10 protein-coding genes and 4 pseudogenes are annotated in these 20,905 nt (G+C 39.5%); 3 read left to right on the top strand and 11 right to left on the bottom strand.

Annotated features, from left to right (window positions below; translation table 11 throughout):
• Nucleotides 1–283: 283 nt before the first annotated feature.
• The 6 genes and pseudogenes from JCM17102_RS08420 to alaS all read right to left on the bottom strand — a co-directional run bounded on the left by JCM17102_RS08420 (nt 284) and on the right by alaS (nt 11,550).
• The gene (locus JCM17102_RS08420; RefSeq protein WP_025074785.1) at nt 284–2,560 is read right to left on the bottom strand and encodes a GH92 family glycosyl hydrolase; all 2,277 of its coding nucleotides are present in this window, start codon (nt 2,558–2,560) and stop codon (nt 284–286) included.
• Nucleotides 2,561–2,577: 17 nt separating this feature from the next.
• Nucleotides 2,578–4,853: pseudogene (locus JCM17102_RS26800) on the bottom strand (GH92 family glycosyl hydrolase).
• Between the two features lie 26 nt (nt 4,854–4,879).
• Nucleotides 4,880–5,872 (bottom strand): FecR family protein, encoded by a 993-nt coding sequence (locus JCM17102_RS08410; RefSeq protein WP_025074784.1) that lies wholly within the window; start codon nt 5,870–5,872, stop codon nt 4,880–4,882.
• A 52-nt stretch (nt 5,873–5,924) separates the two neighbouring features.
• On the bottom strand, nt 5,925–6,479 hold the full coding sequence (locus JCM17102_RS08405; RefSeq protein ID WP_025074783.1) for an RNA polymerase sigma-70 factor: 555 nt from the start codon (nt 6,477–6,479) through the stop codon (nt 5,925–5,927).
• Nucleotides 6,476–8,707 (bottom strand): annotated as a pseudogene (locus JCM17102_RS26795) (GH92 family glycosyl hydrolase). Before JCM17102_RS26795 ends, JCM17102_RS08405 begins: the two are co-directional and overlap by 4 nt.
• Before the next feature lie 226 nt (nt 8,708–8,933).
• Nucleotides 8,934–11,550 (bottom strand): annotated as a pseudogene (gene alaS / locus JCM17102_RS26790) (alanine--tRNA ligase).
• 106 nt (nt 11,551–11,656) lie between these two features.
• Here alaS and JCM17102_RS08390 point away from each other — a divergent pair.
• Nucleotides 11,657–12,625: a M23 family metallopeptidase gene (locus JCM17102_RS08390; RefSeq protein WP_025074782.1), complete on the top strand. Its 969-nt coding sequence runs from the start codon at nt 11,657–11,659 to the stop codon at nt 12,623–12,625.
• A gap of 20 nt (nt 12,626–12,645) precedes the next feature.
• The gene (locus tag JCM17102_RS08385; protein ID WP_025074781.1) at nt 12,646–12,990 is read left to right on the top strand and encodes a MerR family transcriptional regulator; all 345 of its coding nucleotides are present in this window, start codon (nt 12,646–12,648) and stop codon (nt 12,988–12,990) included.
• 177 nt (nt 12,991–13,167) lie between these two features.
• On the opposite strand, the pseudogene JCM17102_RS26785 reads toward JCM17102_RS08385, so the two are convergent.
• The 5 genes and pseudogenes from JCM17102_RS26785 to JCM17102_RS08360 all read right to left on the bottom strand — a co-directional run bounded on the left by JCM17102_RS26785 (nt 13,168) and on the right by JCM17102_RS08360 (nt 19,348).
• Nucleotides 13,168–15,409 (bottom strand): annotated as a pseudogene (locus JCM17102_RS26785) (RelA/SpoT family protein).
• A gap of 72 nt (nt 15,410–15,481) precedes the next feature.
• Nucleotides 15,482–16,777: a lytic transglycosylase domain-containing protein gene (locus JCM17102_RS08375; protein WP_025074780.1), complete on the bottom strand. Its 1,296-nt coding sequence runs from the start codon at nt 16,775–16,777 to the stop codon at nt 15,482–15,484.
• 32 nt (nt 16,778–16,809) lie between these two features.
• A complete protein-coding gene (locus JCM17102_RS08370) occupies nt 16,810–17,682 on the bottom strand; it encodes a DUF5683 domain-containing protein (protein WP_025074779.1) in 873 nt (290 codons plus the stop codon).
• A complete protein-coding gene (locus JCM17102_RS08365; RefSeq protein ID WP_025074778.1) occupies nt 17,683–18,573 on the bottom strand; it encodes a ParB/RepB/Spo0J family partition protein in 891 nt (296 codons plus the stop codon). It abuts the gene before it with no gap.
• A gap of 10 nt (nt 18,574–18,583) precedes the next feature.
• Complete coding sequence (locus JCM17102_RS08360) at nt 18,584–19,348, bottom strand: ParA family protein (RefSeq protein WP_025074777.1); 765 nt, start codon at nt 19,346–19,348, stop codon at nt 18,584–18,586.
• 719 nt (nt 19,349–20,067) lie between these two features.
• Between JCM17102_RS08360 and surE the strand changes: the two genes are divergently transcribed.
• On the top strand, nt 20,068–20,847 hold the full coding sequence (gene surE / locus JCM17102_RS08355) for a 5'/3'-nucleotidase SurE (RefSeq protein WP_025074776.1): 780 nt from the start codon (nt 20,068–20,070) through the stop codon (nt 20,845–20,847).
• Nucleotides 20,848–20,905: the final 58 nt, after the last annotated feature.

Here is a 20,905-nt window from a genome sequence, read left to right as displayed (position 1 = left end):
TTTCTTCCTCATTGTACAACTTGATACTGGACAATAGCTTTTCTTTGTTGTCATCAGTCGGGTAGTTCTTGTTTAGTGAGAAGAGTAAGGAGTGAAAAAGAATTATAAAATCACCGTAGTTATATACTTGTTAGTAATCTATAAAAGCAGTGGATGTGATTTGCAATTGAAAGGTATTGTTATACAGCTATGGAGAAAGAAATTTCCCCTTGTTACAAAGTAGCAAGGGGAAATTTTGTGAATAGAGGCTTTTGGCACTCTTTAATTATAGATGAACAAATTCTTACTTCTTCAATTCTTTAGAGAATGAATAAGGAGCATCATCGTCTTTTGTTCCTCGGTTACGGTTTGGCTGATCACCCATTTGAACTTTCATTAGTCCTCCTTTTAATAGCTCTTCATGGCGGAAATAATTCTTAGTATAATTAGTACCATTGAAGTCTAAAGATTCGATATAGAGATTTTTCTTATCATTATTAGGTGCATCAATCACTAGGTTATTACCGTTTTCGAAGTGAAGAGTAGCTTTCTTAAAGAGCGGAGCTCCTGTAACGTACTCATTACTTCCCGGGCATACTGGATAGAAACCTAATGCAGAGAATACATACCAAGCAGAAGTTTGTCCATTATCTTCGTCACCACAGTAACCGTCCGGTCCCGGAGTGTACATCCGATTCATAACCTGGCGTAACCAATATTGAGCTTTCCAAGGTTCACCTGCATAATTGTACATATAGATCATATGTTGAATAGGTTGGTTACCATGTGCATAGTTACCCATATTCATTACGGTCATTTCACGAATCTCATGAATAACACCACCATAATAACTCTCATCAAAAATAGGAGGAACGGAGAATACAGAATCCAGCATCTGAACGAAATCTTGTTTTCCTCCCATTAAGTCGATCAGTCCTTGAGGATCATGGAATACAGACCAAGAATAGTGCCAGCTATTACCTTCTGTAAAGGCATCACCCCATTTTAATGGAGAGAATGGAGATTGGAACTGTCCGTCTTCATTGCGTCCACGCATCAATTTGGATTCTTTATCATATACATTTTTATAATTCATAGCACGTTTGGCAAAGAGTTCGATTTCCTTCTTCGGGCGTTTCAACTCTTTAGCTATTTTGTAGATACACCAGTCGTTGTAAGCATACTCCAATGTGCGTGCAGTATTCTCATTGATTTTAACATCATAAGGAACGTAACCCAATTTATTATAATACTCATGTCCCAAACGTCCTGTAGATGATACATGTGGATGAACATTTTCTGTTCCGTGAACCAATCCTTCATATAATGTCTGAGCATCTTCTACTTTGACACCTTTCATATAAGCATCTACCAATACAGAAGCTGAGTTGTTTCCGATCATACAGCCACGATGTCCCGGACTTGCCCATTCTGGGAAGAAGCCGCTTTCTTTGTAAGTGTTAATCAGTCCTTCCTGCATTTCTTTGTTCATAGAAGGGTACATCAGGTTTAACAATGGGAATAAGCAACGAAATGTATCCCAGAAACCTGTATCTGTGAACATATATCCTGGTAAAACCTTACCATTGTATGGACTGTAATGAACCGGTTTACCGGTAGCATCAAATTCATAGAATTTACGTGGGAAGAGCAGAGAACGATATAAGCAAGAATAGAATGTACGATATTGATCGAGATTTCCACCTTCTACTTCAATTTTGCCTAATACTTGATTCCAAGCTTCTTTTCCTTTTTCTGCCACTTGCTCCAATTGGTCGTTTCCAAGTTCCTTCATGTTAAGAGCAGCCTGCTCAAAACTGATAAAAGAAGAAGCTACGCGGGCATTCACCTGTTCACCTTTGTGAGTCTGGAAACCGATGATAGCACCTGCATGGTCTGTAGTCTGTTCAGCCACATTCTCTTGTACTGCTCCGTTATTAACAGTCGCTTTGTAAGTGAAAGGCTTATCAAACTCGATGATAAAGTAATTCTTGAAATTTTCAGGTACACCTCCACTATTGCGGGTAGTATAACCAATTATTTTATTTTCTCCGGGAATTACCTTGATGTAAGATCCTTTGTTGAAAGCATCGATTACAACATACGAATCTTTGCTGTCAGGAAAGGTAAAACGGAAGATAGCCGCACGATCTGTAGGTGCCATTTCGGTTACAACGTCGTGTTCTGCAAGATATACCTTATAATAGTAAGGAGTCGCTTCTTCACCTTTGTGAGAAAACCAACTTGCACGTTTTTCTTCGTTAAACTCAGGCTTGCCTACTACAGGCATAATAGAGAACTGGCCGTAGTCGTTAATCCATGGACTAGGTTGGTGAGTTTGTTTGAATCCACGAATTTTATTGGCTGTATAGACATATTGCCATCCGTCACCCATCTTTCCGGTTTGGGGAGTCCAGAAATTCATTCCCCAAGGGCGGGCAATGGCTGGATAAGTGTTACCTGTTGATAATTCGAAAGTAGACTGTGTGCCCATTAATGGATTAACGTACTGTGTCCAGTCATCGGCATGCGAAAAGAGCGCTATGCTAAATACATAGGCTGATAATAAAAATTTTTTCATATTATATTTATTGGTAGTTAGTTATTTTTCCCCCATTTTGTCGGTTTGTCACTCATTGTGATTTCCATTATTCCTCCAGTAGCAATATCTGTATGCTCAAAGAACGGAGTAGTAAGTGGCTGTCCATTTAGAGTAACGCATTTAATGTATTTATTTGTTTTCGTATTATTTTTTGCAATTATAGTGAAAGTTTTTCTTTCTGGCAAGCGAATCACCACTTTATCGAAAGCAGGACGTCCAATTGAGTAAATAGGTTTGCCAGGACATGGTTGATAAAATCCCATAGAATTGAGAACATACCAGGCAGACATTTGTCCACAATCTTCGTTTCCGGACAATCCATCAATACTGTTTGCATATTGGCTACGATAAACGCTATCTACTAGTTCCTGGGTTCTCCAAGGACGGTTTACATAATTAAAAAGATGGATAACATGATGGCTTGGTTCGTTGCCATGCGCGTATTGTCCGATCAGTCCGCTGATATCAGAAGAAGTCATTTCTCCTTCTAGTGCCGAATCGACAGTAAACAAGGAATCCAATTTACTAACAAAAGCTTCTTCTCCTCCCATCAGATTAACTAACCCTTCAACATCATGAGGAACAAACCATGTCCATTGCCAGGCCGTACCTTCACAATAATCATCATTACGATGAGTAGAAGAACGAGGATTGAATGGAGTACGCCATTCTCCTTCGGAATTGAGCCCACGCATGAATCGGGTCGATTTATCAAAATAGAATTCATATGCTTTTGCAAAACGCTCATATTTGGCTTTATTTTCAAAATCGCCCATAGCTTCCGCAAATGTAGAAATACACCAATCATCATAAGCATACTCTAAGGCTTTGGCAACAGATTCATTCTCGCGGTCACATGGTACATAACCGATAGAGTTTTTGTAAAACTTAGCTTTAGGCATTAGATGGGGGAGTACTAATGGTGGACATTTAATTCCGGCCGTATCATATTCGGCAGCACGCAAACAAGCATTATAGGCTTCTTTTACATCAAAATCCCGGTATCCTTTCATATAAGCATCTACAATGACAGGGACGGCATGATAACCAATCATGGTACCGGTATAATTAGAAGCTAAATCCCACATCGGAAAAATCCCACCTTCCTGGTGTTTCTTAATTAATGAGTTGATAAACTGAGTATTCAGATCAGGATCGATAATTGTTATCAATGGATGCAATGCACGAAAAGTATCCCATAAAGAGAAAACAGTATAAATCGGATTGATTGTATCTCCCTGATGAACTTGCAGATCCATACCTAAGTAACGTCCGTCAGCATCTGTAAACAGATTAGGCTGATGGCACTATGGTATAAGGCAGTATAAAAAATCGTTTTATCGTTTTTGTCTTGAGTTGTAATGTCTATTTTTGACAAATATTTGTTCCAGGCATTCCGCGCATTTTGGCGTACTTTATTAAAATCCCAGTCTGTTATTTCGCTTTCCACATTCTTGCGCGCACCATCTATATCCACTGCAGAAATTCCGACTTTTACCAATATCTCTTCATTGTTAGTTGTTTCGAAGTGTAATAACGCTTTGCAGGTAGGCAGACGTTTTCCGTTATCCATTGTAACGGAGTCTGTAATTAAAGTGTAAGTGAAAGGTTTTGAGAACTTGGCATAGAAATTAATAGATTGATCAAAAGCCCAATACATTGTTTTTTTATGCCCGCATATTTCTGTTTCACTGATGACTTCAATCTCCATTTCGGAATTAATCTGTCGTTGTAGACTATAATCGAGATCTAGAATGAATCCGGCTTCTTTGCTTTCCGGGAAAGTATAACGATGAAGGGCTCCGCGTTTAGTAGAGGTAAGTTCTGCTTTTACTTGATAAGTATCCAGAAAGACTGAATAATATCCAGGTTCTGCTGTTTCATTTTGATGAGAAAAAGAGGAAGCATAAGCCAGATGTTGGCTTTCCGGATCGGTAGTTATATATTGCTGTTTGCCAACGGTAGGCATGAGCAGTACATCTCCATAATCGCAACATCCTGTACCACTAATATGTGTGTGTGAAAAGCCATTGATTGTCGAATCGGCATAGTAATATCCGGAACAAGCGTCCCAACCGTCAATACGAGTGTCAGGGCTTGGCTGAATCATACTGTGTGGAACGATAGCTCCCGGAAAGGTATGTCCATGTCCACCAGTCCCAATAAAAGGGTTTACATAAGCACTATAATCGGCAGTTTCTGTCGTTTCGCTACAGGAATTTAGAGATAACAATCCACCTAAACATCCTATAAAGAGTGTTTTTACGTTCATGGTATATGTCTTTAAAATTTGGTTGCTTATTTATTGTCTGAAGAAATAAAAATATTACTTCCGACAATTTTATAGTTGATTGGTATCGCGTTTTGCAACGATTGCAATACTGACTCTATGTTTGATTTCTTTTTCAGTACCCCCGAATAGGTCTTATCAGAACGGATATCCGGTGACAGGATGATCTTTACATCATAGAAACGTTCCAGCGCTTTTGTAATGGTGAAGATGTCCGCTTGTTCAAATGGGATTAAATCATCGTGCCAAACAGCATCTAATTTAGCTTCTACCTGTTTAACAATCAGTCTGCCTGAACCTTTATTCAATTCGGCACGTTGTCCCGGAGCAAGAATAATTTGCCCTTCATTCTGTTTACCTTTTACTTCAATCTCTCCTTCGATCAGAGTTGCTTCGGCAATCTGACTGTTTTTGTCACATTTGAAGTTGAAAACCGTACCCAACACTCGTACTCTCATTGCGTCACTTTCTACAATGAATGGCTGTTGTGGATTCCTGGTTACTTTAAAATAGGCTTCTCCTTCCAGGTAAACATTCCGTTCTGTGTCAGAAAACTTACGTGGATATTTCAAAGTAGCAGAATTGTTTAACCATACTTTAGTCCCGTCAGGTAGAGTGACTTCTTCAACAATTCCTTTATTGGCAGTAGCTACCAGCATGTCTGTTTCATTTTGATAGAACCAGTATCCGGCTCCTCCTCCCAACAATAATACTACGGTAATGATAGCAGCATATTTCATCCGCTGATACATACGTAGTATTTTAAGTTGTTTATTGCTTTCTTGTTTGATTCTTTTGTAAAGTCTCTTTTCTGCAAGGTCCATCCGTAGCTCGTTCGCATAGGAGTTCACTTTACCTAACTGATAAATTTCCTCCATGCGAAACAACTGACAGGCATGTTCGTCTGATTCCTTAATCCAGGTGCTAATCTCGGTCAGTTCTTTTTCAGAACATTCTCCCATCAAATATTTCTTAAGTATGTCTTCGCTCAGATTTCTCATTTTTCTTTTCCTTCTTATTATAAAAACAACCTAGTTCGTAAAAACACTTATCTTATTTCCATATAAATAAGAAAAATACTATCCAAAGGTGATCGAGGCGATTTCTTAGATATTTAAGTGCTTTATACATATGGGCTTCCACTGTTCGGAGTGAAACTCCGAGAATATCAGCTATCTCTTTATTTTTCATGTCGTGCAGATAGCTGAGTTTAAATACCTCTTTGCATTTGTCCGGCAACTCGTTAATGGCATTGTATATTTCTTTTCGTAGTTCCCGATCTTCGATTTTTCTAATAACCTCATTGTTATCCGGTTGGTAGAACTCCGCCCGCTTTTGGTTAATCTCTTCCATAGCAGCACAATACCCTTCCTCAATGTTTCGATGTTTTAATACATTTAAGCAACGGGTATAAACAGCCCGATAGAGAAAGGCTTGAATCTGATCGCCTATCTCTATGCTGTCTTTTCTTTTCCAGAGTTCTACAAACACATCCTGTACCACATCCTCTGCCTCTTCATCTCCTACCAGACGGGTAGCGTAGAAGATCAGACTTGGATAGTATCTGCGGAATAGTGCTTTGTAGGTTAATTCGAAGTTTTCATTCATTCTTTTTCTTCAAAAATGACTCCAATTGCTTTAGGAGTATCGCCCATCTCAAATTCTACGGTAGCCCCGTTCATGATTTGTTCATGTGTAAGATACGTTTTGTCGTAGGGGTGTCCGTCTATTTTGATTGAACGAATATAGATATTCTTCTTACTTACGTTTGGAGCAACTACAGTGAAAGTTTTGCCATTAGCCAGATGTAATTTCATTTCTGGAAAGAGGGGAGTGCCTATTTCATATTTCCCACTCACCGGATTAACAGGATAGAATCCCATCGCACTGAATACATACCATGCTGACATTTGTCCACAGTCTTCATTACCACAAAGTCCGGCTGGTGTATTGAGATAGAGTTCATTCATCACTTTGGCTATATATTCCTGAGTACGATTTTCATGCCCAACAGCATTAAACAAGTAAATGACATGATGGCTTGGCTCATTGCCATGTGCGTATTGTCCGATCATACCCGTGCTGAATATTGGTAGTTCATCATTTGACGAAGGATGATAAGTAAACATACTATCAAGCTTTTGTGCAAATCGGTTTTTGCCTCCAACAAGGTCTATCAAACTGTTAATGTCATGTTGTACGGACCAGAAATATTGCCAGCCATTACTTTCACAGATGTGTGGAGTATAATCATCAGCTTTGAAATCCTTGATAAAGTTGCCTTTGTCATCGCGGGGTTGCATAAAGGAGGTCGACGGATTGTATACATTCTTATAGTTCTGTGATCGTTTGTAGAACTCGTCTGCAATCTCTTTATTGCCCATCTTCTCTGCCATTACGGCAATGCAATAATCATCGAATGCGTATTCCAATGTTCTGGATAACGACCAATTATCAGAACTCTCATGGGCTCTTACGTTATAAGGTATATAGCCGTATTTTTATAGGCTCCGATATCACGGTATCCATCGATATTTGCCGTTGCTACGCAAGCAGCGAGGGCTTTTTCCGCGTCAAAATCTCCGATGCCTTTCAAGTATGCGTCCACAATAACGGGTACGGCATGATAACCAATCATCATATCTGTTTCGCTACCATAGAAATTCCATACCGGCAGGCGACCGTTTTGTTCGTGGAAGGCCATGAATGATTTCACCATATCGTTGACGCGCTCCGGTTCAGTGTAAGTGAATAGCGGATGAGCAGCGCGGAAAGTATCCCACAGTGAAAAAGTACTGTAGTTTACCCACCCGTCGGTTTGATGTATTTTTTTGTCTGGACCATAATAAGCTCCGTCCACATCGCTATAAATAGTAGGAGCAATCATGGAATGATATAAAGCGGTATAAAAGTTCACTTGATCATTCTGATTGTTTCCTTTTACTTCTATTTTGCCGAGCTGACGATTCCAATTTGCTTTAACTTCTGCTAAATATTTGTCGAAATTATTTTCAGGGACTTCAGCTTCCAGATTCTTGGTTGCACCTTCCATACTGACACCGGAGATCGCTGTATTTACCAGGATTTGTTCACCTTCCTGAGTGTTGAAATCGAAGCGGGCAATAGTGGCAGTTCCAATACGTTTATTGTCTTTTATAATTGCTGTAGTATCTAATTCTACTTTTTCAAAAGGTTTGGAGAAACGGGTACGGAAGTAAATATGCTGATCACGTGCCCATCCGTCTGAGAAGCGGTAGCTTGAATGGTTACAGAATCTATCACTTCAATATAAGAGTCATTGGTAAAATCCCAGTTCATTGCTTTCTTCAGGTTTAGGAAGATAGCTGCCTCCGCTTTGGGAAATGTATACCGTTGAATACCACAACGTTCTGTTGCTGTCAGTTCTACATTTATGTTATAGTCTTTTAAACGTACTTGGTAATAACCGGCAGATGCACTTTCATCTTCGTGAGAAAATTTAGAGTATATGCCAAGCGGAGCTTGTGCTTCATTATATGGCAATGTAACAGGCATGAAAGATATATCATATAAATCTCCTGCACCTGTTCCTGAAAGGTGCGTATGGCTGAATCCGGCAATGGTACTGTCCGGATAGAAATAACCGGAAATACGATCCCAACCGGGTAATCCGTTATCCGGACTGAGTTGTACCATGCGAAGGGGGCTTGGGCGCCGGGATATGTGTTTCCAGTAAAATCGGTTCCGATAAATGGATTTACGTACGATGAATAATCTATTTCTTGTTTTTCTTCTGTTGCATTGCAGGCTGCAAATATACAAGCTAAAAACAGGTATAGATGAATCGGCGTTTTCATTGTTTTTGGGGTATTAGTGATTACTTATTTTGTTATTTGAAGGATAAAGAAAATAATTAATCTGTTTACAAAGGTAGAAAAAATAAACTAAAAAAAGAGATAAGTCTCTTTTTTCATTGGAAACTAATCTCTTTTATAGTGTAGGATTAAAAAATAAAGAATGAAGAATCAGTTGTGCAATAGTTGCATGTCAATTCTTCATTCTTTAATTTCTGTTTTTTATTTATTAAATTCCAGCAAGTTCTAATACTTTTTCGACGGCTGCATTCATTCCATCTGCATTTTTCCCTCCGGCAGTTGCAAAGTGAGGTTGTCCGCCGCCACCGCTTGAATCAATTTAGCTGCTTCCTTCACCAGATTGCCGGCTTTTAATCCGCTTGCAACCAGGTTATCGCTTATCATGACTGTCAGCATTGGTTTACCATTATCTATAGTTCCCGCAACAAAGAATAAGTTTTCTGTAATTTCACCACGAAGTTGGAAAGCTATGTTTTTCACCACTTCAGCAGGTAGCGGTGCGCAGAATTTTACAACTTTTACTCCATTGATTTCCTGAATATTTTTCAGCAATCTTTCTTTTAGTGCAGACTCTTTCTCTTTCATGAAGTCATCTACCTGCTTCTTCAAACCTGCATTTTCTTCAATGTATTTGCGGATGGCAATACCGAGGTCTGGAGCATTATTGAAGAGTGCTTTTAAGTCACTGAGTGTATCTTGAATGGTATCCAACATTTCTTCTACGCGAGCACCAGTATAAGCTTCAATACGGCGCACACCGGCTGCAACAGAACTTTCAGAGATGATTTTCACCATACCAATATTTCCGGTTGCGGCAATATGTGTACCTCCACAGAACTCGATAGAAGAACCGAACTGGATAACACGTACTTTATCTCCATATTTTTCACCAAAGAGTGCAATTGCTCCCAGTTCTTTGGCTTCTTCAATAGGAATATTGCGGTATTCTTTCAATGGAATGTTTGCACGAATCTTGGCATTCACCAAATGTTCTACCTTACGTATTTCTTCATCGGTTACTTTCTGGAAATGAGAGAAGTCAAAACGTAAAGAGTCTGGAGTAACCAATGAACCTTTTTGTTCTACATGTTCACCCAAAACTTCGCGAAGCGCTTCATCCAGCAAGTGAGTTGCTGAGTGGTTGGCTGCACAAGCTGCACGCTTGTCAGTATCTACGCATGCCATCATCGGAGCTTCCGGATGGTTGGGCAACTTCTTGGTGATATGTATCGGAAGGTTATTTTCTTTTTTAGTATCGATCACTTCAATGGTTTCAAACTCGCTAACCAATACACCGGTATCACCTACCTGACCACCACTTTCTGCATAGAATGGAGTGTAATCAAGTACAATCTGATATAAAGTTTGATTTTTCTGTTTGATCTGGCGGTAACGAAGAATGGAAGCTTCATATTCAGTATAGTCGTAGCTACAAATTCGGTTGTACCTTCTTTCAAAGTGATCCAGTCGCCAGTTTCAATAGCAGCAGCATTACGAGCACGCTGTTTTTGCTGTTGCATTTCAGCATCAAACTCTTTGATATTGACTGTCATTCCATTCTCACGGAGAATCAATTCAGTAAGATCGAGAGGGAAACCAAAAGTGTCATATAAAGTAAAGGCATCTTTACCGCTGATTTCACTCTTTCCGGCAGCCTTTGTTTCTTCCATTGTTTTATCCAACAGGCGGATACCTGTTTCCAAAGTACGGAGAAATGCTTCTTCTTCTTCTTTTATAACTTTCTCGATCAAATCTTTTTGTGCAATCAGTTCAGGATATGCTTCTCCCATATTTTCAATCAATACAGGTAACAACTTATACATAAATGCTTGTTTCTGACCGAGGAAAGTATATCCGTAACGAACGGCACGACGAAGTATACGTCGGATAACATAACCTGCTTTTGCATTTGAAGGCAACTGACCGTCAGTAATGGAGAATGCAATTGTACGGATGTGGTCAGCAATTACACGCATGGCGATATCATTTTGCTTATCTTTTCCATATTCGGTACCTGCCATAGCAGCGATAACCTTGATAATCGGTTGGAATACGTCTGTATCGTAGTTGGATGTTTTGCCTTGCAAGGCCATACAAAGACGTTCGAATCCCATACCGGTGTCGATTACTTTTGCCGGAAGCGGTTCAAGGCTGCTATCAGCCTTGCGGTTATATTGCATGAATACAAGATTCCATATTTCAATAACCTGAGGATGATCCTGATTTACCAGATCACGACCGGAGATTTTAGCACGTTCTTCAGCTGGGCGAAGGTCGATATGGATTTCAGAACAAGGTCCGCAAGGTCCTGTATCACCCATTTCCCAGAAATTATCGTGTTTGTTACCATTAATAATATGGTCTTTAGGTAAGAATTGTTCCCAATAAGAAGCAGCTTCATCATCGCGGCTCAATCCCTCTTCGGGGCTGCCTTCGAATACAGTGGCATACAGGTGTTCCGGATTCAGTTTTAATACTTCTACCAGATATTCCCAAGCCCAGCTAATGGCTTCTTTTTTGAAGTAATCACCGAATGACCAGTTACCTAGCATTTCAAACATGGTATGATGATAAGTATCGTGTCCTACTTCTTCAAGATCATTATGCTTTCCGCTTACTCGCAAACATTTCTGAGAGTCTGCGACTCTGTGGTATTTTGCCGGGCGATTACCCAAAATAATATCTTTAAACTGGTTCATACCCGCATTGGTGAACATCAGGGTAGGGTCGTCTTTTATCACCATCGGAGCCGAGGGAACAATGTGATGTTCTTTCGACTCAAAGAAATTCTTGAATGAATCTCTGATCTCTTTTGCAGTCAACATACTTCTATAATATCTATTGTTGAGGTTAATATTCTCAAAAAACAGTGCAAAGATAGCTCGTTTTTATTATTTTTGCCGTATTAACGAGCGAAATATTTCCAAAAAGATGCGTAAAGTATACTACATATATAATCCACAGACGCAGACGTATGACCGAATTTACCCTACCGTACGACAACGTGCGCTTAGTATTTTGCGGCGACTTTTTATCGGTATGGGGTTGGGGGCGGGGTGCTTCCTTGTATTGCTTCTGGTGTTTGGTTCTCCGTCTGAGAAGGAACTTAGAATTGAAAATAGCCGTTTGCAGGCACAATATAATGTCCTCTCTCGTCGTTTAGACGATGCGATGGGGGTTCTTCAAGATATCCAGCAACGTGATGATAATCTGTATCGGGTAATTCTGCAAGCTGATCCTATCTCTCCGGCTATTCGTCAGGCTGGTTACGGAGGAACGAACCGTTATGAGGAATTGATGGATATGGTGAACTCAAAGTTGGTAGTGAATACAACTCAGAAGTTAGATGTACTTTCCAAACAACTTTATATCCAGTCCAAATCTTTTGATGATGTGGTGGATATGTGTAAGAACCATGATGAAATGTTGAAATGTATTCCGGCTATTCAGCCTATTTCCAATAAAGATCTTCGTCAGACTGCATCCGGTTATGGTACGCGTGTCGATCCTATTTATGGTACGACTAAATTCCATGCCGGGATGGATTTCTCTGCGCATCCCGGAACTGATGTGTATGCAACTGGTGATGGTACAGTGGTGAAAGTTGGATGGGAAACCGGATACGGAAATACGATTGAAATTGATCATGGCTTTGGTTATTTGACCCGTTATGCTCATTTGCAAGGATTCAATACGAAAGTTGGAAAGAAGGTAGTGCGTGGTGAAGTAATTGGAAAAGTGGGAAGTACGGGAAAAAGTACGGGACCTCATTTGCATTATGAAGTCCATGTGAAAGGGCAGATTGTTAATCCAATTAACTATTACTTCATGGATTTAAGTGCTGAAGACTATGAAAGGATGATTCAATTAGCAGCAAACCATGGTAAAGTATTCGATTAAGACTTTAAATAACGAGTTTCATGCTTCATACTGATAAAGAATTAAAATTATATTATTCGATTGCGGAAGTGGCTGATATGTTTGGTGTCAATCCTTCTTTACTTCGGTTTTGGGAAAAAGAATTTCCGCAGATTTCTCCCAGAACTAGTGGAAGAGGAGTACGTCAATATCGCAAGGAGGACGTAGAAACCATAGGACTGATTTACCATTTGGTAAAGGAGAAAGGCATGACCCTTCCTGGGGCTCGTCAACGATTGAAAGTTAATAAGGAAACGACTATCAAAAACTACGAAATAATCAATCGTCTAAAAGGTATCAAAGAAGAACTTTTAGCTATTAAAAGGGAGTTGGACGGACGAGATTAGGGAGGAAACTCCGGAACTATATTACTCTATATTGTTGATCCGGAGTTCTTTATTAGAAATTTTTGTTTTTTAATAGAGGTTGTTCAACTGTTTCCCCTGTTATATACTTAAGGTGTTGTTTTAAGTGCCTTGATTTCCATTTGCCTTTTCATAATATGATTGGTGTGTTTTGCTTTTCTACTCTTCTACGCGAGTAACCTGCTTGATATTTTGAATCTTTTTCAAATTATTACAAATAGCCCTTACATCCTCAGCATCATGTACCCATAGTTGTATTTTACCTTCAAAGATTCCGTCATTGGTTTCAATTGCCAGCTTACGGATATTTACATTCAATCGTCTAGAGATAACTTGTGTTACTTCATTCAGTAATCCCATACTGTCTATACCTTTTATATATACATATACAAGGAAAGAAAGTTCTTTATGCGTATCCCATTCGGTTGCTAAAATACGGTTTCCATAGCTGCTTTTCAGCTTAGCGGCCACAGGGCATTGGCGTTTGTGAATAATGATTCGATTATTTTCATCGATGTATCCTAAAACGTCGTCACCGGGAATAGGATGACAACATTCTGCCATGATGTATTTCTTTTGCAAACTTTCTTCCGTAAGTTTGAGTATTTGCTTTGGATTGATCGTTTCTTTTTCCTGTGATTCCTTTTCTTCTTGTTTTTCTTTGGTGTTATTTCCAAAAGAGAAAGTTAGATATTTTTTCCAATTACTGGTTTGTTTTTCTTTGAGCTCATTTCTGTCAGCATCACCTAATACAATGGCTTTACTACCGATAGCTGCTAAAAACTCTTCTTCATTTTTTGAATTATGGAGTTTACGTAGCTTTTCGATGACTACTTCATCTGGACGAACTTCTTCTTTTTTTAGGAATTCACTCAGTAACTCTTCACCGATCTTTTGGTTAACTTTACGTTCTTTACGAAGAATAGCAGCGATCTTGGCACGAGCACGAGCAGTGGTAGCAAATACTTCCCACTGTGGTTGTACACGTTGTGATTTTGAAGTTAAAATTTCAACTTGGTCACCGCTTTGTAGCTTGTGGCTTAATGGAACAAGTTTGTGATTAACCTTAGCACCGATGCAGTGGCTACCTATATCAGTGTGTAATGAGAAGGCAAAATCGAGTGCCGTTGAGTTTTGAGGCATCGTCTTTAGTTCTCCTTTAGGCGTGAACACAAAAATCTCAGAAGCAAACAAATTTAGCTTGATGGTATCCAGAAAGTCTATTGCATCCGGCTGCGGGTCATCAAGTATTTCTTTGATTGTTTTCAGCCATTTTTCCAATTCTCCTTCGTCTTCGCTACCTCCTCCTTCTTTGTACTTCCAATGAGCAGCAAAGCCCTGTTCGGCGACGTCATTCATACGCTCGCTACGAATCTGGACTTCAATCCATTGACCGTTATTTCCCATCAGGGTGACGTGCAATGCTTGATATCCGTTCGCTTTCGGGTGGCTTACCCAGTCACGAAGACGGTCGGGATGAGGCTTGTATATCTTGGAAATAGATACGTAAATATCGAAACAATCATTAAGTTCTTCTTCCTGATTACGCGGTTCGAAAATAATGCGGACAGCCAACAAATCATAGATTTCTTCGAAAGGAACATGCTTGGTTTGCATTTTGTTCCAGATGGAATAGATTGACTTTACTCTTGCCAGAATCCGATATTTCAGTCCCATTTTATCCAATTGAGTACGGATAGGAGCTGTGAAATCATTGAATACTTTGTCACGTTCGGCTGCTGTAGCATTCAGCTTTTCCTCTATTTCGACGTACTCTTCAGGATGTTCGTACTTGAAACTGAGATTTTCCAGTTCCGTTTTGATCTTATAGAGTCCCAGACGATTTGCTAACGGTGCATAAATATAAAGAGTCTCACCGGCTATCTTAAATTGTTTGTTTGGCAACATGGAGCGAGAGTTCGCATATTGTGTAAACGGTCAGCTATTTTAATCAGAATAACGCGGATATCATTAGACATGGTGAGCAGTAGCTTTTTAAAGTTCTCTGCTTGAGCTGAGGCACGATCTCCAAAGATACCACCGGAAATTTTAGTAAGTCCATCTACAATCTGGGCTATTTTAGGACCAAAGATATTTTCTATATCTTCTACTGTATAATCAGTGTCTTCAACTACATCATGCAACAAAGCTGCACAAATAGAAGTAGAACCAATCCGATTTCGTTGCACACAATCTTGGCAACTGCGATGGGGTGCATAATATAGGGTTCACCGGAACGGCGTTTAATTCCTTTATGTGCCTGATTGGCGAAGTTGAAAGCTTTGGTTATGATTTCAACTCGTTTGCGATGTTTGGTAGCAAGATAATCATTCAGTAATTCTTGGAATGCCTGATTGATCATCTCCTCGTCTGCTATTTCTTTGGGACTCAGATTATCCATATTTGTTATCCTTTCACTTGCTTAATTTTGCAAAAATAAACAATTTTCTGAACGAAGCAAGCGAGAAGCTGTTTATTTGTATATTTTCAATCGTTTCCCCGCAGATATTTTGGTATTGGACATTCCATTCCAGCTTTGTATATCTTTCACCCGGACATTTAGTTTTTCTGCAATAGAGGATAATGTGTCTCCACTTTTGATATTATAATAGGTAAGCTTACCTTTGCCTGTAACAGCTGTAGTCTGTTTCCTTGTAGTAGGAGTAGGTTCCTTCACTGCAACTGTCTTTCTGTTACGGAATAATTCGTCGGCACGATGTGCATAGATAGTATCTTGTTTATCTATGAAAGTACTGATTGCGTTGATTGGAAGTCGCAAAGTATAAGATTTGCTTTCTCCTGGTATGATCTGTTTCTTATATTGCGGGTTTAAACTCTTTATTTCGTCTAAAGGAACGTTACATATTTCTGAAATTTGATCGAAGTGCAGGTTCTTGTTTACCTGTACTGTGTCTGTGCTTGTCGGAATATTTGTCTCCATCGGACAAATGTTATGATCGCAGTAATAGGTCATCACATAGTTGGCAGCAATGAAGGCAGGTACATATCCTTTGGTTTCTTTGGGCAAGAAATTATAAATTTTCCAATAATCAGTTTCACCTCCTGCGCGACGGATCGCTTTGTTGATAGTACCAGGACCACAATTGTAGGCAGCGATGACCAGATTCCAGTCACCATAAATTGTATACATCTCTTTCAAGTAACGTGCGGCAGCCCATGTAGCTTTAATAGGGTCACGACGTTCGTCCACTAAGCTATTAGATTCTAAACCATAGATTTTCCCGGTTCCGATCATAAATTGCCATAAGCCTGAGGCACCTGCACGTGATATGGCAGATGGGTTCAAAGCTGATTCTATAATAGGCAGATATTTTAATTCCAATGGAAGTCCATAAGCATCCAATGCTTCCTCAAATATCGGCATATAAAAGTTGCAGGCACTCAACATGAAAGAAACTTGATTGCGCAAACGTCCGGCATACATATCAATAAACTTACGCACAATCTCATTATAAGGCATTTCCATAATAGCCGGAATACGTGAGAGGCGGTCGATATAGACAGAATCGCTGAATAGGGGATTTACTTCCGCTGTACTACAATCTTTACCTAAATCAACATAATTTTTTGCTTTCCAGTCATTCAGTAAGCTGTCTAGCGGATATGTCATACTCATTGGCAAATCAATACTCTCTTTGCGTTCGGTTCCATTTTCATGGATGACTACATCTACACTTTGGGCTCTAGCTTGCGGAATTGCTAGTAAAAAAAAGAAAATAATCGGACAATAGTTTACTAAATTCTTCATGTTTAATAATAACTTCAATCTTAGTTGTGCTTTTAAAATCGTAATACGCATTGTAGACCGACTGACTTTTTGTTGGAGTTAAATTGGTTATTAATAATTGCTGGTTCAACTCGCATGCTCAGGTCGGGGGTAATATCGAAGTTAGACAATTCCGCATCCACATAAGCGTCGATAATGGAAATGATATATACTCCGATAAATGCAAATATACTGAGGTCCCGGTATCTTCGGAACATATCCTTTCTATTTTTAATAGTAGTTTTCAATTGCTCTTCACTATAATTGGCATTAGGAGGCAACAAATCTTCATAACTTTTAGTATTCGGATTGCTGTCCATTATGTCCAGATAAGCCTGAGAATAGTCTTTATACATTTTCCCATTCCAACTTAGTGCATAGGCGCAACCGGCAAATCCTCCATAAATGATAGGTAGCTTCCAATACTTTCGATTGTATATCTGCCCTCCTCCGGGAAAAACTACAGCGAGCCAAGTGGCTCTGGTTGGATTCGGTACGAATATTTTTTTGTTAAGATCCTGCACAGGTGGAAGACTGTCTTGGTTGATAACAATTGCTTCTGGTTGTTCTTTCTTTTTCAACTCTATTTGATTGGAGGCTTTCAGACTATCAACTACTTGTATTTTTGCAGCAGACAGACTATCTACCGGTTGCAATTGTTCCGGTTTTAGTAACTTTATAGAGTCTTTCTTCAATGAATCCTTTTCTTGAGCAGAGTCACGATGTCTTCGTGCACGTGCTTTCGGAGGCTGCCGTTGCAGAATCGTACTATCTTTCTGTACTGGTGTTGCAGGCTCCTGTGCATACACATCAATCCCTGCCACCTGTATAAAACAGAGAAGCAGGGTAATGATAAGTAGCTGATATCTTTTACTTTTTCTAGTCATTTACTTTTTTAGCGTATCGAAGATTTCCATGATACGTTCCAATTCCTCCTCATTTCCGAAAGGAATGCTGATCTTTCCTTTTCCTTTCTCGGAGCAAGTGAGTTGTACCTTGGTGTTGAAGAAACCGGATAACTGTTGCTTTAATAAATTAAACTCTTCCGGAAGTTTGGCACGTTTGGGAGTGATCTTCCGTGTACCGCTTTTCACGATTTCTCCTTCACTAAGTGATTTAACTATCTCTTCCACTTTGCGAACGGAGTATCCATGTTCTTGTATCTCTTCGAATATTTTTACTTGCAATTTAGGGTCGCCTAATGAAATCAGTGCACGAGCATGCCCCATATCAATCTGCTTGTTTTGTAGAGCCATCTGTATCGGGGCCGGCAGTTTCAGTAAACGCAGGTAGTTGGCAATAGTCGTTCGGTTTTTACCGATACGCTCGCTCAAGCGTTCCTGAGTTAATTCATACTGGTCGAGCAGATGTTGATAGGCGAGTGCTATCTCCACCGCATTCAGGTCTTCACGCTGGATGTTTTCAATCAGCGCCATTTCCATCATGTTTTCGTCGTCGGCTGTGCGGATGTAGGCAGGGATTGTTTTCATTCCTGCTTTTTGTGAAGCACGGTAACGACGCTCTCCAGCGATGATCTGGTATTCGTCATCCGAGAGTTTGCGTAGAGTGATTGGTTGGATAATACCGATTTCTGCAATTGAATCCGCCAATTCCTGTAATGCCGTCGGATCAAATTCACGACGTGGTTGGTTTGGATTGACAGAAATCTTAGCCAATTCTATTTCATTAATGGAAGAAGAACCTTCGGTTTTCACATCATCCATTGAGAGCAAGGCGTCAAGTCCACGTCCTAATGCATTTCTTTTTTGTGTTGCCATATCTTCTTCGTTATTTATTTCTGTTAATAATCTCTTTTGCGAGGGCAAGGTGGTTCTTTGCACCAGTGGAATCCGCATCATAAAGGATAGTCGGAATACCGTAGCTAGGTGCTTCACTCAGTTTGACATTTCGTTGAATAACAGTGTTGAACACTAGTTCCTGAAAATGTCGCTTTACTTCGTCGTAAATCTGATTGGCTTGCCGTAAACGAGAATCGTACATGGTAAGCAAGAATCCTTCGATTTCTAAAGCTGGGTTCAATTTTGACTTAATGATTTTGATTGTATTCAGTAACTTACTGATTCCTTCAAGGGCAAAATATTCAGCTTGCACAGGGATGATTACCGAATCGGCAGCAGTCAATGCATTGATCGTAATCAGTCCTAACGACGGTGAACAATCTATCAAGATATAGTCATATTCCTTCTTTAAGGGCGTAAGTACTTCCTTTAGTATCTTTTCGCGATTGGGAAGGTTCAGCATTTCAATCTCGGCTCCTACAAGATTGATGTGTGAAGAGATGACTTTTAAAGAATCTATTTCCGTGTCGAGGATGGCTTCTTGTACATTGGCTCTGTCTATAATGCACTCATAGATAGTACATTCCGATTGCTTGATGTCTACTCCCAAGCCGGAAGAGGCATTTGCTTGCGGATCGGCATCTACCACGAGTACTTTTTTTTCGAGTGTGGCAAGTGACGCTGCGAGATTGATCGTAGTCGTTGTTTTACCTACACCACCTTTTTGATTGGCCAAAGCAATAATTTTTCCCATATTCTCTAAATTTATTGGCAGCGAAATAAGTGATAAATCCTTAGAGCGCCTACGAAAAAATAGAAACTTTGCAATTTCTGTTGATAAGTCACCTGTTTTGTTAATAACTGTCGTGCAAGGCAATTACGAACTTAGGCTGTTTTATCATCAGATTATCTTTTCTGAGCTTGCAAATATACATATTTATATTGGAAATCTATTCCTTTTTTTAGTCGCTTGCAGAAGATTAAGATTTGTAAACGGGTGGTAATGTGTCGGGTAGTTGTTTGGTCTACTATACAAAAAATATCATTTTCTCTATCAACCTATCACCAATCTTCTGTAACCCTTTATTCATCGATGCTTGAGAGGGTGATAGGTTGCTTTTTAACCTATCACCTTCTCTATCACCTATCACCATTAATTGACTATTTTAGGTGTACTCATTGAGGTCGATAATTTAATCCGCTGTATTATATCCATGTGTAAACCATTAGTTTCTCTTAGGTGAAACACTTTGTTCTACTATATAAAACACTTTGTTCTGCTATATGGAACACTTTGTTTCACCTTATGAAATAGCTTTTTGCTGTATATGTTCAACAAATGAGTAAACAGTCTTTCGGAATTTCTCAAAACTTCTTGTCGGGGGTGAACTAATTATTAATAACTGCCAGGTTGGTATTCCGTCTACTTTTTGTTACTTTTGTGCAGATATTTAAAAGGAAAGGATTGAAAGTATGGAAAATAAACGACCGCTGATACTTGTGTCGAATGATGATGGTATCATGGCTAAGGGTATTAGTGAATTGGTTAAGTTTCTTCGAACATTGGGAGAAATTGTAGTAATGGCGCCTGACGCTCCACGTTCCGGTAGTGCCAGTGCATTAACTGTGACACAGCCTGTGCATTATAAATTGGTTAAGCAGGAGGTAGGAGTGACGGTATATAAATGTTCAGGAACACCGACCGATTGCATTAAACTTGCATGGAATACGGTGCTTGATCGTAAGCCTGATTTAGTGGTTGGCGGTATTAATCATGGTGATAATTCTGCTACAAATGTGCATTATTCCGGTACGATGGGAGTTGTGATTGAAGGTTGTCTGAATGGTGTTCCATCTATAGGCTTCTCTTTATGTAATCACGATATGGGTGCTGATTTTGAAGCAGCCGGTCCATATATACGTAAAATAGCAGCAATGGTATTGGAAAAAGGTTTGCCTCCTTTGACTTGTCTGAATGTAAATTTCCCGGATACTCCTGATATCAAAGGTATAAAGGTATGCGAACAAGCAAAAGGATGTTGGACGAATGAGTGGGAAGTGTGTCCACGTCAAAACGATCGAAATTATTTTTGGTTGACAGGTGAATTTGCCGATCATGAACCGGAAAATGAGAAAAATGATCACTGGGCATTGGCGAACGGATATGTTGCTATTACTCCAACTAAGGTTGATTTAACTGCTTATGATTTTATCGATGAGCTAAATCAATGGATAGAGGAAAATGAAGAATAACAAAAAAATGAATGAAGAATGGGCTACATTGTCTACTGTATAGTCGATTCTTCATTCG

The sequence above is a fragment of the Bacteroides faecichinchillae JCM 17102 genome, assembly GCF_000614145.1.
Classification (GTDB): Bacteria; Bacteroidota; Bacteroidia; order Bacteroidales; family Bacteroidaceae; genus Bacteroides; species Bacteroides faecichinchillae.
The sequence above is the reverse complement of the archived record's forward strand: the minus strand, read 5'-3'. Positions and strand labels throughout refer to the sequence as shown.

Coding starts and splice junctions, on each gene's coding strand:
- JCM17102_RS08420 (WP_025074785.1), bottom strand. CDS start 2,560: ATGAAAAAATTTTTATTATCAGCCTATGTATTTAGCATAGCGCTCTTT.
- JCM17102_RS08410 (WP_025074784.1), bottom strand. CDS start 5,872: ATGAGAAATCTGAGCGAAGACATACTTAAGAAATATTTGATGGGAGAA.
- JCM17102_RS08405 (WP_025074783.1), bottom strand. CDS start 6,479: ATGAATGAAAACTTCGAATTAACCTACAAAGCACTATTCCGCAGATAC.
- JCM17102_RS08390 (WP_025074782.1), top strand. CDS start 11,657: ATGCGTAAAGTATACTACATATATAATCCACAGACGCAGACGTATGAC.
- JCM17102_RS08385 (WP_025074781.1), top strand. CDS start 12,646: ATGCTTCATACTGATAAAGAATTAAAATTATATTATTCGATTGCGGAA.
- JCM17102_RS08375 (WP_025074780.1), bottom strand. CDS start 16,777: ATGAAGAATTTAGTAAACTATTGTCCGATTATTTTCTTTTTTTTACTA.
- JCM17102_RS08370 (WP_025074779.1), bottom strand. CDS start 17,682: ATGACTAGAAAAAGTAAAAGATATCAGCTACTTATCATTACCCTGCTT.
- JCM17102_RS08365 (WP_025074778.1), bottom strand. CDS start 18,573: ATGGCAACACAAAAAAGAAATGCATTAGGACGTGGACTTGACGCCTTG.
- JCM17102_RS08360 (WP_025074777.1), bottom strand. CDS start 19,348: ATGGGAAAAATTATTGCTTTGGCCAATCAAAAAGGTGGTGTAGGTAAA.
- surE (WP_025074776.1), top strand. CDS start 20,068: ATGGAAAATAAACGACCGCTGATACTTGTGTCGAATGATGATGGTATC.